Source organism: Vibrio sp. 1727, from assembly GCF_033344415.1.
Lineage (GTDB): Bacteria > Pseudomonadota > Gammaproteobacteria > Enterobacterales > Vibrionaceae > Vibrio > Vibrio alginolyticus.
Genome location: NZ_JAWPOT010000029.1, coordinates 1 through 13,873, shown reverse-complemented (window position 1 = coordinate 13,873; position 13,873 = coordinate 1). Strand labels below are relative to the sequence as shown.

At 45.6% G+C, this 13,873-nt stretch carries 12 protein-coding genes; 2 read left to right on the top strand and 10 right to left on the bottom strand.

Annotated elements, in window-relative coordinates; all coding sequences use genetic code 11:
• Window positions 1-35 precede the first annotated feature (35 nt).
• Together motX and R8O10_RS21035 are read right to left on the bottom strand one after the other, a co-directional pair.
• Window positions 36-671, bottom strand: a complete 636-nt coding sequence (motX, locus tag R8O10_RS21040; protein ID WP_005381388.1) for a flagellar protein MotX — start codon at window positions 669-671, stop codon at window positions 36-38.
• 216 nt (window positions 672-887) lie between these two features.
• Complete coding sequence (locus tag R8O10_RS21035) at window positions 888-2,204, bottom strand: adenylosuccinate synthase (RefSeq protein ID WP_005381385.1); 1,317 nt, start codon at window positions 2,202-2,204, stop codon at window positions 888-890.
• A 172-nt stretch (window positions 2,205-2,376) separates the two neighbouring features.
• Between R8O10_RS21035 and R8O10_RS21030 the strand changes: the two genes are divergently transcribed.
• Complete coding sequence (locus R8O10_RS21030; protein WP_005381383.1) at window positions 2,377-2,562, top strand: DUF2065 domain-containing protein; 186 nt, start codon at window positions 2,377-2,379, stop codon at window positions 2,560-2,562.
• 63 nt (window positions 2,563-2,625) lie between these two features.
• Here the strand turns inward: R8O10_RS21030 and hflC are convergent, their stop codons facing one another.
• The 8 genes from hflC to tsaE all read right to left on the bottom strand — a co-directional run bounded on the left by hflC (window position 2,626) and on the right by tsaE (window position 11,773).
• The gene (gene hflC, locus R8O10_RS21025) at window positions 2,626-3,606 is read right to left on the bottom strand and encodes a protease modulator HflC (RefSeq protein WP_005381382.1); all 981 of its coding nucleotides are present in this window, start codon (window positions 3,604-3,606) and stop codon (window positions 2,626-2,628) included.
• 2 nt (window positions 3,607-3,608) lie between these two features.
• Window positions 3,609-4,814, bottom strand: a complete 1,206-nt coding sequence (gene hflK, locus R8O10_RS21020; RefSeq protein WP_005381381.1) for an FtsH protease activity modulator HflK — start codon at window positions 4,812-4,814, stop codon at window positions 3,609-3,611.
• Window positions 4,815-4,859: 45 nt separating this feature from the next.
• Complete coding sequence (gene hflX, locus R8O10_RS21015; protein WP_005381380.1) at window positions 4,860-6,149, bottom strand: ribosome rescue GTPase HflX; 1,290 nt, start codon at window positions 6,147-6,149, stop codon at window positions 4,860-4,862.
• A gap of 38 nt (window positions 6,150-6,187) precedes the next feature.
• Complete coding sequence (hfq, locus tag R8O10_RS21010) at window positions 6,188-6,451, bottom strand: RNA chaperone Hfq (protein ID WP_005381379.1); 264 nt, start codon at window positions 6,449-6,451, stop codon at window positions 6,188-6,190.
• A gap of 194 nt (window positions 6,452-6,645) precedes the next feature.
• Window positions 6,646-7,578: a tRNA (adenosine(37)-N6)-dimethylallyltransferase MiaA gene (gene miaA / locus R8O10_RS21005; RefSeq protein WP_005381378.1), complete on the bottom strand. Its 933-nt coding sequence runs from the start codon at window positions 7,576-7,578 to the stop codon at window positions 6,646-6,648.
• Entirely contained in the window at window positions 7,575-9,587 is a 2,013-nt protein-coding gene (gene mutL / locus R8O10_RS21000) for a DNA mismatch repair endonuclease MutL (RefSeq protein WP_225478165.1), read from the bottom strand. The genes miaA and mutL overlap by 4 nt, the downstream gene beginning before the upstream one ends.
• A gap of 18 nt (window positions 9,588-9,605) precedes the next feature.
• Window positions 9,606-11,315 (bottom strand): N-acetylmuramoyl-L-alanine amidase, encoded by a 1,710-nt coding sequence (locus R8O10_RS20995; protein ID WP_005381374.1) that lies wholly within the window; start codon window positions 11,313-11,315, stop codon window positions 9,606-9,608.
• Window positions 11,309-11,773, bottom strand: coding sequence for a tRNA (adenosine(37)-N6)-threonylcarbamoyltransferase complex ATPase subunit type 1 TsaE (tsaE, locus tag R8O10_RS20990; RefSeq protein WP_005381372.1), 465 nt, complete (start codon window positions 11,771-11,773; stop codon window positions 11,309-11,311). The genes R8O10_RS20995 and tsaE overlap by 7 nt, the downstream gene beginning before the upstream one ends.
• 276 nt (window positions 11,774-12,049) lie before the next feature.
• Between tsaE and queG the strand changes: the two genes are divergently transcribed.
• Window positions 12,050-13,177, top strand: coding sequence for a tRNA epoxyqueuosine(34) reductase QueG (gene queG, locus R8O10_RS20985; RefSeq protein ID WP_005381370.1), 1,128 nt, complete (start codon window positions 12,050-12,052; stop codon window positions 13,175-13,177).
• Window positions 13,178-13,873: the final 696 nt, after the last annotated feature.

Below are 13,873 nucleotides of genomic sequence, written 5' to 3'. Positions count from 1 at the left end.
CTTTGTTGTATGAAGTTGTTTGCAATATTGAAGCGTTACCAAAAGGTGTCTCGCCGTTTAGCTCGAGCAATAACGTTTTGTGGCATGCGCTGTTCAAGGCCGTTTCTCAATACAGTTATGCGCTTATGCTGCCGCTTATCTGCTGTGACAGAGTTATATAACCAACGATACGCATCTTCGTAATCGAGTGGACTGCCATAATCACGTAAAAGCAACTCGGCCAGATGAATACGCGCGTTTAGGTTTCCCATTGACGCAGCTTCTCGCAAATATGGAATTGCACGTTCTTTATCTTGCTGTACTAAAGTGCCACGCGAATAGTATCGGCCAATCTGCTCTAGTGCAGCTGGTAACCCCTGATGCGCTGCATTTTCGATGTAGTAAAGACCCAGTTCGACATCTTGCTCGACACACACCCCCCAAGCCAACATATCTCCGTACAGAAATTCATAAGCGGGTAAGTTAATTCGAGTCGCACGAGCTACGATATCCTCCACCAGCTGGCAGTTATCAGCGCGCACACGTTGTAAGTGCTTATTTTGCTCAATAAGCTTTATCAGCTCTGCTTCGGTATAGATCGGAACTGGTGCCCCCACATCAGCAACATTGGCTTTCACTGTGGTAGCAACCAAGGTCAACAACAGTGAAGCAGCCACTGTTCGTAACTTCATAAACGTACCCTTAAGGTATCTAAGAAACCAAAGATCGGTGAAGGATCTCCTCTGCTTGATAACCTTATCGGCAAAAAACAGCTAAGCTTTAGACAATTTTTGCCTCTGATTTAGGCTCAGCGGCAAAAGCTTGCCATATGAGAGTCACGCTGTTTTTGTTCAGATACAAAAAAGCCGACCAGAAGGTCGGCTTTTGCAATCTTTAACGGCTATCAATTAAGCTTCGAATGGGTGAACTTTGATGATAGTTTCGTTACGGTCAGGACCTGTAGAGATGATGTCTACTGGAACGCCAGTTAGCTCTTCAATACGCTTGATGTAGTCAAGAGCGGCTTGTGGTAGAGCATCTAGTGACTTAGCACCAAATGTGTTCTCAGACCAACCAGGCATTGTTTCGTAGATTGGCGTTGCTTTTTCGAATGCTTCAGCAGCCATCGGAGAAACTTCTAGCACAGAGCCATCTTCCATCTTGTAACCAGTACAGATTTTTAGCTCTTCTAGACCATCTAGTACGTCTAGTTTAGTTAGACAGAAACCAGATACAGAGTTGATTTGGATTGCACGACGCATAGCAACAGCATCGAACCAACCTGTACGACGTAGACGACCAGTTGTCGCACCGAACTCGTGGCCAACTTCACCTAAGTGCTTACCAATTGGATCTTGCTTATCTAAACCGTCGTATAGTTCAGTCGGGAATGGACCAGCACCAACGCGAGTACAGTACGCTTTTGCGATACCCAAGATGTAACCGATGTGACGAGGACCAAAACCAGAACCTGCAGCAACACCACCAGCAGTCGTGTTAGAAGACGTTACGTACGGGTAAGTACCGTGGTCGATATCAAGTAGTGTACCTTGTGCACCTTCGAACATGATCTTGTCGCCGCGCTTACGTGCTGCGTCTAGTTCGTCAGTTACGTCGATAACCATTGACGTTAGTAGTTCAGCGTAGCCTTTAGCTTGCTCAAGTACTTCTTCGTAGCTTACTGGCTCCGCTTTGTAGAAGTTAACTAGTTGGAAGTTATGGAACTCCATGACTTCTTTTAGCTTCTCTGCGAAAGTCGCCATATCGAATAGGTCGCCAACGCGTAGACCGCGACGAGCAACTTTATCTTCGTATGCTGGACCGATACCACGACCAGTAGTACCGATAGCTTTTTTACCGCGAGCGATTTCGCGAGCTTGGTCCATTGCAACGTGGTAAGGAAGAATTAGCGGACATGCTTCAGAAATGAAAAGACGCTCGCGTACTGGAATACCGCGCTCTTCAAGAGGCTTCATTTCTTTAAGTAGAGCTTCAGGTGATAGTACAACACCGTTACCGATAACACATTTTACGTTATCGCGAAGGATACCTGATGGAATTAAGTGAAGAACGGTTTTTTCACCGTCAATTACGAGAGTGTGACCTGCGTTGTGACCGCCTTGGTAGCGTACCACGTATTTTGCATCTTCAGTTAAAAGGTCTACGATTTTACCTTTACCTTCGTCACCCCATTGGGTGCCTAGAACGACTACGTTATTTCCCATCTTTCCAAGTCTGATTGCTAGTTAAAAATGGATTCTAGCACCGAATCACGCTTCTTGCAGTCATTTTTTGTTCACAGAGTTGCTACCAGAATGTCATCTTGCCGCTTTGTTCATTTTGAAATCAGCATATCACTGATAGTATTTAGCTTTCTCTATTCGACTGGAAAGCGCTATGTCTGAATCCATATGGTTGGCGATTGGGCTCGTCTTGATCGTGGAAGGCATTGGGCCACTGATTGCTCCTAACGGTTGGCGGAATATGGTGGCTCAATTAAGTGAACAACCCAACAATCAGCTACGACGCATCGGTGGCTGCCTAGTAGTTGCTGGAGCCGTAATCGCCATCATGATGAGCTAGCACTTAGCATCAGATACAAAAAAGGCTCCCTAAGGAGCCTTTTATTTCAATGAGAAGCGGAGATTATTTCTCCATGCTGCCCTTCGACTGGTTCATGTATTGGAAGAACTCACTCTTCGGATCAAGCACCAGAATATCGCTCTTAGAGCTGAAGGACTTCTCATACGCACGTAGCGAGCGTAGGAAGCTAAAGAACTCAGGGTCTTTGTTGTACGCTTCAGCATAAATCTTCGCAGCTTCAGCATCCGCCTCACCTCGTGTCACACGCGCAGTTTTATCAGCTTCAGCTAGAATAGTTGCTACTTCTAGTTCTGCTTGAGCACGAATAACTTCCGCTTTTTCACGACCTTGAGAACGGTGCTTACGAGCAACGGACTCACGCTCCGCACGCATACGACGGTAGATAGACTCACTGATTTCATCAGGCAGGTTGATTTTCTTCATTCGGAAATCAACGACACGAACACCTAAGTCTTTCATTGCGCTTTCACGCGTGTCTTTCAATACTTCAGACATGATTAGGTCGCGTTCACCATCAATCTCAAGCGCCTCACGAGCCGCTTCAGTTGCGACAACATCGGCACTTGCGTCTTCTGGTAGCACATCATCGTTACGTGGACCAGATACGATCTGTTTGATTTCACGAGCACCGATTTCAGAACGAAGCACGTCCGTCACTTTACGCTCAAGTAGTGCCTCTGCCGTTAGCGAGTTACCACCGCCAGTCGCGAGGTAGTAGCGACCAAAATCTTCAATACGCCACTTCACGTAGGTATCAATGATAACGTCTTTTTTCTCAGACGTTACGAAACGGTCTGCACGGCCATCCATTGTTTGGATACGTGCATCAAGTTGTTTCACACGGTCAAACAAAGGCATCTTGAAATGCAGACCAGGCTCGTAAATTCGAGTGATGTCGTTGTTGTCTTTCAAGACACGACCAAATCGAACCACGATACCGCGCTCACCTTCAGGAATCACAAACAAAGACATCAACATTAATGCCAGTGCGATTACCAGTACAGGGATCATTAACTTACGCATTCTTAGTATCTCCCTTGACGTGAACCTGTTGAACGAGACTGCGAGTTCGAAGTGTCTTCTTGTGTACGATCAGACTCAAGTTGAATTTGATCATAGGTTGAAGATGACTTCGATTTACGTTTGGTATCTGCTTTGCCCTCTTGTCCCGCCAACTTATCAATTGGAAGGTAAAGAAGATTGCCGCTTGATTCCGAGTCAATCAACACTTTCGAAGTGCTTGAGTACACCTCTTCCATTGCGTCAATGTACAGACGATCACGCGTTACACCAGGCGCTGCTTGGTATTCTGGTAGTAGTTTTTCGAACTGTGCTACCTGACCAAGAGCCTCGTTAGTGACACGCTCATTGTAACCTTGTGCTTCTTTCTTCAAACGCTCCGCACGACCCGTTGCCTTAGGCAAGATTTCGTTCTTGTATGCTTCAGCTTCACGAATGAAACGCTCTTCATCCTCACGTGCTGCGATTGCATCATCAAACGCATCTTTCACTTGCTCTGGTGGACGAGCAGACTGGAAGTTCACATCAACAAGTACCAGACCCATATCATAGCTATCAATGATTTGGTTCAGTGTTTCTTGCGTAGTTTGACGAATTTGCTGACGACCACTGGTTAGAATGCTATCCATCAATGAGTCACCAATTACTGCACGTAGTGCAGAATCCGTTGCTTGACGCAAGCTGTCGTCTGCATTGGTTACACGGTACAAGTATTTGTATGGGTCAGTCACTCGGTACTGAACATCCATCGCAACTGTTACAACGTTTTCATCTTTAGTCAGCATTAGACCAGATGCACGTAGTGAACGAATCGCTTGTACGTTTACCGCTTCGTACTCATCAATAAAGCGAGGACGCCAGTTAAGACCTGGGTCTACGATACGATCGTATTTACCTAAACGCAGTACAACACCACGCTCTGCTTCACCGATGGTGTAAAAACCAGCGAAGAACCAAACTGCAACAGCAATCAGAGCAATCACGCCAAAGCCAATTGCACTACCACCACCGCCGCCGATTGGAGAACCACCGCCGCCTTTTTTACCAAACTTGCCGCCCAGCTTTTGACTCAGTTTGTTGAACACTTCATCTAAATCTGGCGGACCTTGATCTCGGCCACCAGGACGCTGGCCACCACGATTATTATTACCCCAAGGGTCATTATCGCGGCCATTGTTGCCGTTGTTATTTCCAGGCTCATTCCACGCCATTAGAAAGCTCCATCATTTGATATGACGTTATACTGTAGCAGTCCTTTAAGTGACTATAAAGCCAGTCAAAACTGCCCCTTCTCTTTTTTCAAGTCTAGACCAATCTACTTGCTGCATTCGAATATCGATCAACAAGTTACCATCCTGGTCATATTCCTCACGTTGAATACACTTCATTTGGAAGAAGGTACTACGGAATCGTCCTTGATACTGTGGAGGAATTCGCAACTGATGCTCGACCATTTGTGACGCCAGACGTTCCGTCAGCGCCTCAAACAGGACATCAATGCCCAACCCATCCATTGCTGAAACCCAAACTGCGCGAGGTACGCCTTCCTCGTCTCGTTCTATACGTGGTTTCTGCGAATCTAGATTGTCGATTTTGTTCATGACAACCAGAGTCGGCACTTCATGCGCATCGATCTCTTCTAGTACTTCATGAACAGCTTGAATATTCTCACGAAAACGCTCATCACTGGCATCAACAACATGTAACAAAATGTCAGCTTCTTGCGTTTCCTGCAAGGTTGCCTTGAAGGCCGCAACCAAGTCGTGTGGCAAATGTCGAATAAAACCAACCGTGTCTGCCAGGATGGCAGGACCAACATCTGCTAACTCTATCTTACGTAAAGTCGGGTCCAAAGTAGCAAATAATTGATCAGCCGCGTACACGCCAGCTTCTGTAATACGGTTGAAGAGTGTCGACTTACCCGCGTTGGTGTAACCCACAAGTGAAACCGTTGGGATTTCAGCTCGATTTCGGGCGCGGCGCCCTTGTTCACGCTGCTTCGCTACTTTGTCTAAGCGTCGCAGGATGGCTTTGATTCTGTCACGCAATAAGCGACGGTCGGTTTCCAGCTGGGTTTCACCCGGGCCACGTAAACCGATACCACCTTTCTGCCTTTCAAGGTGCGTCCAACCACGAATCAAACGAGTAGAGATATGACGAAGTTGAGCCAGCTCTACCTGTAGCTTACCTTCGTGTGTTCGAGCTCGTTGAGCAAAGATATCGAGAATAAGACCAGTGCGGTCGAGAACTCGACATTGGCACAGTGCTTCGAGGTTACGTTCTTGGGCAGGAGAGAGGGCGTGATTAAAAATCACAATTTCGGCACCCGTTGATTGTACCGCTGTAGCAATCTCTTGGGCCTTACCCTCTCCGACATAGTATTTCGGGTGTGGGGATTGACGACTACCAGTTACCACTTGTAGCGCCTCTACCCCAGCAGAAGAAACCAGCATTTCGAACTCAGCCAGATCTTCCCATTCACCTTCTTGCGTGAAGTTGATATGAACAAGTACGGCTCGCTCACCGGATTCATAACGGTCAAACAAGCAATCAACTCCTTATTTTAAAAATACTCGATGAAGAATTAATCTTCTGATTTCTCTTGTGGACGCTCACCTTGTGGACGTTCACCGCTGTGATGGCTCACTGGACGAGCCGGCACAACTGTTGAGATCGCGTGCTTGTACACCATTTGGTTAACAGTATTCTTCAGCAGGATCACAAATTGATCGAATGATTCGATCTGACCTTGTAGTTTAATACCATTCACAAGGTAGATAGATACCGGGATACGCTCACGACGTAGCGCGTTTAGAAATGGGTCTTGTAGAGATTGCCCCTTAGCCATTTTTATTTTCCTTATTTAATTTGTAGTTGTAATTATTTAGCTAGTGGTGCAATGCAAAAGATACGGCTTTTGCATCTGAGCTAAACGAATCAAAAATGCACTCTAAGTAATTAGCAGCATAGTATAAAAACCGCCAACAACAGATCCTTTGAGAGTGCGTTCACGCAAAAACGATCACATTATACACAGCTATGTCAATCAGATGCTATTGCTTCCGACATCGTTTCTAATGCCTGTTCAATGTTCTCGCTATCCAACCAAGTTAAATCATCCCAGCTGCGTAACCAGGTGATTTGACGCTTGGCCAATTGACGAGTCGCGCATACGCCACGAAATACCGCTTCGTCACGTGTACACTCCCCATCTAAATACTCCCACATCTGTCGGTAACCGACGCATCGTATGGAAGGAAGATCGGGGTGAAGATCTTTTCGCGAATGTAACGCTTTCATTTCTTCTTCAAAGCCCGCTTCCATCATCTTCTCGAAACGGAGTTCAATCCGACGGTGAAGTTCTGCCCTATCCTTGGGAGCTATTGCAAACTGCTTGACTCGGTATGGTAGGCTTTCACCTTTCGTTTGAGTCAATTCAGTCAAAGTTTTACCTGAAATGCGAAAAACTTCCAATGCCCGAGATAAACGTTGGGGATCATTGGGATGGATTCTCGCGGCTGACACAGGATCAACCTCTTTGAGTTCATCGTGCAACACTGACCAACCTTTAGTCAATGCCTCTTGTTCAATTTGCTGACGAATTTCAGGATTTGCAGCAGGAAGTGGTGATAAACCTTCAAGTAACGCCTTGTAATACAGCATTGTTCCACCCACAAGAAGTGGAATTTTTCCTTCTGCAACAATATCATCCATCGCTTTCAATGCATCTCGACGAAAGTCGGCGACAGAGTAAGATTCACTTGGATCCAAAATATCTATCAAGCGATGAGGCGCCAAACTTAACTCTTTTTCATCCGGTTTCGCCGTACCGATATCCATCCCTTTGTAGATCAAAGCAGAATCAACACTGATGATCTCAATCGGAAATTTTTGACGAAGACGAATCGCCAGCTCAGTTTTGCCTGATGCAGTTGGCCCCATTAAAAATAGCGCCAAAGGTAGTTTATCTGTCATGGTTTTAATTTGGCTATCGTGGCAGAGAAATCAACAGCGGATACGAATTTTGTATCTTCTAATGGCAATTGACCATGTCTTAGCTGTTCAAGTTCCGCAATAATTTGAATGGCTTCAGAAAAAGTATAGTGACTCTTCACTGTCGTGACCTGTAATGCGAGCCAATCTATCAACTCAGACAGCATCTGAGCCGCTGCTATACCTTCGTTCACACAAGATTGCGCGTAAGATAACAGATCTGGTACTAAATTTTGTAAGTTTTGTTGACGCAGCGGAGCTGGGACGCCCATCACCATTAAGGCGTGCTCGTTTCTCGCTTTCAATTGAATACCAAGCAATGCCAAATCTTGTTGATAATCTTGGGCCAGTCTCACTAATTCGGGCTCTAACTTAATAGATAGAGGAACAAGCAGAGGTTGTGCCTTGAGTGCACCATCGCTTGGAGTGAGCTGGCCTTTTACACGATAAAATTCTGCTCTAGGTAACGAGACTAACGCCGCCCCACTGTCACTGCTCATCAAAACAAATTGTTCATCGACCACCATCAGCGCTTTGCCTAATGCAGTAATCGATGGCATTGATGTGTGCGAAGTTATCGTTTGGGGCGCTATTGGAGTGACTGCCTGAGCCTCAAACTCTGGCGTTTTCAGCAGCTCGTGATAAGCGCGTACTTCTTGTTTAGTTGGCGCTGGTTCTACGTGGCGCTCTTTACTGTGACTTGGCTTTGGTGCAGGTTTGGATTCCACCCAATCATTACGTTTGAATGACTCCACTACGCGCGCCTCTCGCACGGAGGTTTCACTAGGACCGCTATTACGAGGCTTCACTTCATAATCACTGCGTCCAGGATAAGCCGGTGTACTCTCTATCGCTTGATAAACCCGCTCTGGTACTGGTGAAGATGCTGGCTCTTGTACTTTTTCAGGCTCTGGCGAATGCTCAATCTCTTCGGATTCAGTCTGTTCCACGCGATGAAATGCCGATTCATTCACCTGTGGTTTATCAATCACAGCGCTTTGTGAAAGTGCATCCGTCAGAGCTTGATAGATGAAATCATGCACCAAACGAGCTTGGTGGAAACGCACTTCATGCTTAGCAGGGTGAACATTCACATCTACTTGGTGCGGATCTAGCTCAATAAAGAGCACATACGCAGCAAACTGATCTGGCTTTAAGCTCATTTCATAGCTTTGACGAATCGCGTGATTGATTAATTTGTCACGCATCATTCGGCCATTCACATAGCAATATTGTAAATCGCTTTGCTGCCTTGCTCCCTCTGGCGTGGTAATCCACCCATGTAGATTTAACCCTTGATGCTCAAGCTCGATTCTGAGCATGTGTCGAACAAACGCGTTACCGCAGACAGCTGCAATACGTTTTTCGGTTTGAAGCTGATTTTTCGCCGCACGATATTGACGAATGATCTTGCCGTTGTGGCGCACATTGATGGTGACATCAAAGCGGCTTAACGCAATGCGTTTCAATAACTCATCAATATGAGCAAATTCGGTTTTCTCCGTACGAAGAAACTTGCGACGCGCTGGAGTATTAAAAAATAAGTCCAACACTTCAACAGTCGTGCCAATCGGGTGCGCTGCTGGCTTAAGCTTCACCTGCATATCACGCCCTTCGGAGTAAGCACTCCAAGCTTCTTCTTGTGCCGCAGGACGCGACGTGAGCGTCAAACGCGAGACTGAGCTAATACTGGCTAACGCTTCACCGCGAAAACCTAGACTCATAATGGCTTCGAGATCATCTAAGGTATGTATCTTAGATGTCGCATGACGACTGAGCGCTAAGCCGAGTTCATCTTTCGCGATACCTTTTCCGTTATCACGAACACGAATCAGCTTTGCGCCTCCTTTCTCGATATCGATATCGATTCGAGTTGCGCCAGAATCAAGACTATTTTCAACCAGCTCTTTAATCACAGAAGCAGGTCTTTCGACCACTTCCCCTGCGGCGATTTGGTTTGCAAGTCTGGCTGGCAAAATTTTAATCGTCATAATGAGTTAGAAGCTCACCTACTTGTTTGGAATGATCAGGACTTGCCCAACCGCTAGCTGATCAGAGCGTAAGTTATTCGCTTTACGAATGCTCGATACGCTAACGCCGTATTTGGACGCTATTTTGCCAAGGAACTCACCCCGAGAAACCTTGTGCTTACGAATCGGTTTATCTTTTACCGCGACCGTTATCTTCAACTTTTGCCCTACCCACAAGGTATCTGACTTCAAGTTATTCTCTCGGCGGATATCTGAAACCTTCACTTTATAGTGATTCGCAATCTTACCTAAGAACTCACCAGACTTAACCTTGTGCGTAATGGTTTCTGTCTCAACAGTAATCGGTTTACTTGGCACTTTAATCGTACCAGCAGAAGGAATGTTGAGCTTCTGACCAATTGCCAAGCCTGTCGACTTCAAGTTGTTTGCCGACATCAGCGCTTTAGAGCTAAGCCCATATTTGTTCGCGATCACCGATAATGACTCGCCACGCTTTACAATATGTACCATTGGCTTCGCTGAAGGCGAGAACACCGTACCCTCTGGTGGGTTATCTTTTAAGTACTTGACGACCGCCTTAGTGATAGCCTGAGCTAACTTATCTTGGTGCGCTCGTTGAAACAGTAAACGCTCTTCTGTTGGGTTAGAAATAAAGCCCGTTTCCACTAGCACAGACGGAATCTGTGGAGAGCGTAAAACCGCAAGGCTGGTGTTGATCGGTTTGGTGTTATGCAGGTGCGCAACACGTCCCATCTCACCTAGGATTTCTGTTGCCAGCTTATAACCTTCTTTTTGTGAATGACTAAACTGCAAGTCCAACAAAGTTTGGTTCACGTTACGATCTTTTGTCTTCGTGAAGAACGCATTACCCGAGCCGCCCAATAACTCAGACTGTTTCTCATGGTTCTCGACCCAACGAGCAATTTCGGTATTTGCACGACGAGTATTTAGTACGAAGACCGATCCACCGCGAGGCTTCGGTGAAGTAAACGCATCTGCGTGAATGGAAATCAGCAAGTGCGCATCATTTTCACGAGCAATCGCGACACGACGGTTTAAGTTTACAAAATAATCTCCCGTACGAGTCATGCGCGTTTTAATACCAGGAGTCGCATCGAGCTGAGCAGCAATTTTTCTTGAGATACTCAATACCGCATCTTTCTCGTACTTACGACGTGAAGGGCCAATAGAGCCAGGGTCTTCCCCACCGTGACCAGGGTCGATAACAATTAACACTTCTTGAGCTCGTTGAACTGAACTCATGTCTTTGCTGGCCGCCGCTGGCTTACTCGGTTTAGAGGTCGAGGCCTTCTTACCGTGCGGTAAATCAATCACCAAGCGGTGACCATACTGCCCACCTGGTGTTGGGCTTAATTTAAATAACTCCGCTTGAACGCTCTTTTTTAGTTCAAACACCAAACGATAAGTGCCCTTCTCTGGAGGCGAGCTTTTTCGTACCAGTTTTAAAACAGGGCTATCCGTAACAGTAACAGGTAGTTTGGCCTGCATCGTCGTGCTTTTTAAATCCACGACAAGGCGATCCGGCCCTGATAAAGAGAAATAGGAATAGTCAGCTTCCGAGCCTAAATCGATGACAACACGCGTTTCATCAGGTGAAGGCCAAACTCGAAAACTCTTAACGACGTTAGCAAATGCTAAATTGGGGATGAGAAGGAGAAAAGTGGCGACAAACGTCGCCACCACTCTAAAATTTGAAAAACTCAACATAGCTCCAATCGACTGAGTAACTGCACACCATAATCATTATTAGCTGTTAGTTCGGCTACACGTTGCTCACCTTGGTAGCGAATGTTTACATCAAGATCCGGTTGTGGCAGTAAGCCATGCCCTTTTTCAGGCCATTCAACCAAGCAAATCGCATCGTCTGTGAAATAGTCTCGAATCCCCATAAACTCAAGCTCTTCAGGATCCGCAAGACGATAAAGGTCGAAGTGATATACTTGCCACTGATCCAACTGGTACGGTTCGACTAGAGTATAAGTTGGACTTTTCACGTTACCTTGATGACCAAGAGCACGGACAAAACCACGACTAAAGGTTGTTTTACCTGCACCCAAATCACCATGCAGATAAATTGTGGTTTGCTGGGAACAAAGCTGAGCCAAAGCGGTGCCTAGTGCAACCGTTTCATGCTCATCTTTTAAATTGAATTGTTTCGTGCTCATTGATGCTTCTCTAACTAATGATCGTTGACTATATAAAAATCAAAAGAACAGGAATAGTAAACCGTGTTGGTTTTGAGAGACAAGCTTTCAAATGTCATATGTGCGAAAAAAGTATCCAATAAACGGTATCTTAATCATCTTAGTATCGACCTAGATTTAGAATATATGCAAATGACTTCAATAAGCAGTATTCACAACATCAAAAACGTACCTAACTGGGTAGCACCAAAGCCAGAGATCCGTTAAGATCCGCCCCCCTTTATTCCGGTGGTTAACATGAACTACGAACAACTCGCACAACAAATCAAAGTTTGGGGAAAAGAACTCGGCTTCCAAAAAGTTGGGATCTGCGACGTTGATCTGAGTGAACATGAAGCAGCACTACAAAAATGGCTTGATGCAGGCTATCACGGCTCAATGGATTGGATGGCTCGTCACGGTATGATGCGTGCTAGACCCCATGAGCTACTCCCGGGAACCGTTCGTGTTATCAGCGTCCGGATGGACTATCTGCCACCAGAGGCTCAATTCGCTTCGAACCTCGCGAATAAAAGTCATGCCTATATTAGCCGCTACGCACTAGGGCGCGATTATCACAAGCTCGTCAGAAAGCAGCTAAATAAGCTCGGCAAACTTATTGAACAAGAGGTTGGTCAATATGGTTACCGACCTTTCGTTGATTCCGCACCAATATTAGAGCGACCTCTCGCCCAAAAAGCGGGCTTAGGTTGGACCGGGAAACATTCCCTGATTTTAGATCAAGACTGTGGATCGTGGTTCTTTTTAGGTGAACTACTTATCGACTTACCACTACCCGTAGATGAGCCAAGCGTTGATCAGTGCGGTAAATGCAAAGCATGCATTACATCATGCCCAACACAAGCCATCGTTGAAGACAAAGTTGTCGATGCCAGGCGTTGTATCTCTTATCTCACCATCGAGTTCGATGGCGTGATTCCTGAAGAGTTTCGAAAGCCAATGGGTAACCGCATTTATGGTTGTGACGACTGTCAATTGGTTTGCCCATGGAACCGCTACGCCGACATAACGGAGCAAGATGATTTCCACCGTCGTGACAGTTTCAAAAACCCTGACCTCGTCGACATGTTTAACTGGGATGAAGCGACTTTTCTAAAAAATATGGAAGGCTCCGCTATCCGTCGTATTGGTCATATACAGTGGCTACGTAACATCGCTGTCGCACTTGGTAATGCAGAATATAGTCAGCGAATCATAGATGCGCTGGAAAGTCGGCAAGGTGAAAATAAATTACTTGATGAGCACATTAAATGGGCTTTGACAGAGCAACTGAATCAACTCCCCACTGAGAGTAATTCATCTATAGAGACGAAAAAGCAACGCTTAATAAGGATAGTCGAGAAGGGACTGCCGAGAGACGCATAGAGCGTAGTCTATATGCAAGAGATTGAAAGTACTTTTGCATGTTCAATTCATGACCTTGTTCTCAATTTTGTAATGTGGAAAAAAATTTGAGATTCAAGAAAAACAAGCTAGCAGAAAAAAGTTAAACACAGCTCGGAGAAATGACTAGGATCAAAAAAATACCAGTTAATGATCGTATTTTAACGTACTCGATCCGACAAAAAACTTATTTTTTCTTTATATAACAAAGATTTAATTGATATTTCTTTGTTATTTCAACTTCACTTTAGAGAAAAGATCTTTCTTCCCCATCATAAAAAGTCGAGCTAAAAACACTTTATCAACCAACTTATCCACAGAACGACGTATGTGGATAACTCTGTTAATTAAAGTAGATAAAACACGCGAAGCCTCATCATACTTGTACGTCAGCCGATTCATATCGTGTTTTAAACACAAACGAAATCGTCCGACATCATATGATGCGGATAAAAGTTTAGCTTTTGGGGATTCATGCTTCGCAGCATTATGAAAAGAGCGATGTGATTGGTTGCGAGAAGCAGGAGTTGAATCAAGCGGCGCATCCGTAGACGACTTAACAATTGTATACTAAATAAGTACTCAATCTATCGTCTTGTATTTGGTTGCGGGGGCCGGATTTGAACCGACGACCTTCGGGTTATGAGCCCGACGAGCTACCAAGCTGCTCCACCCCGC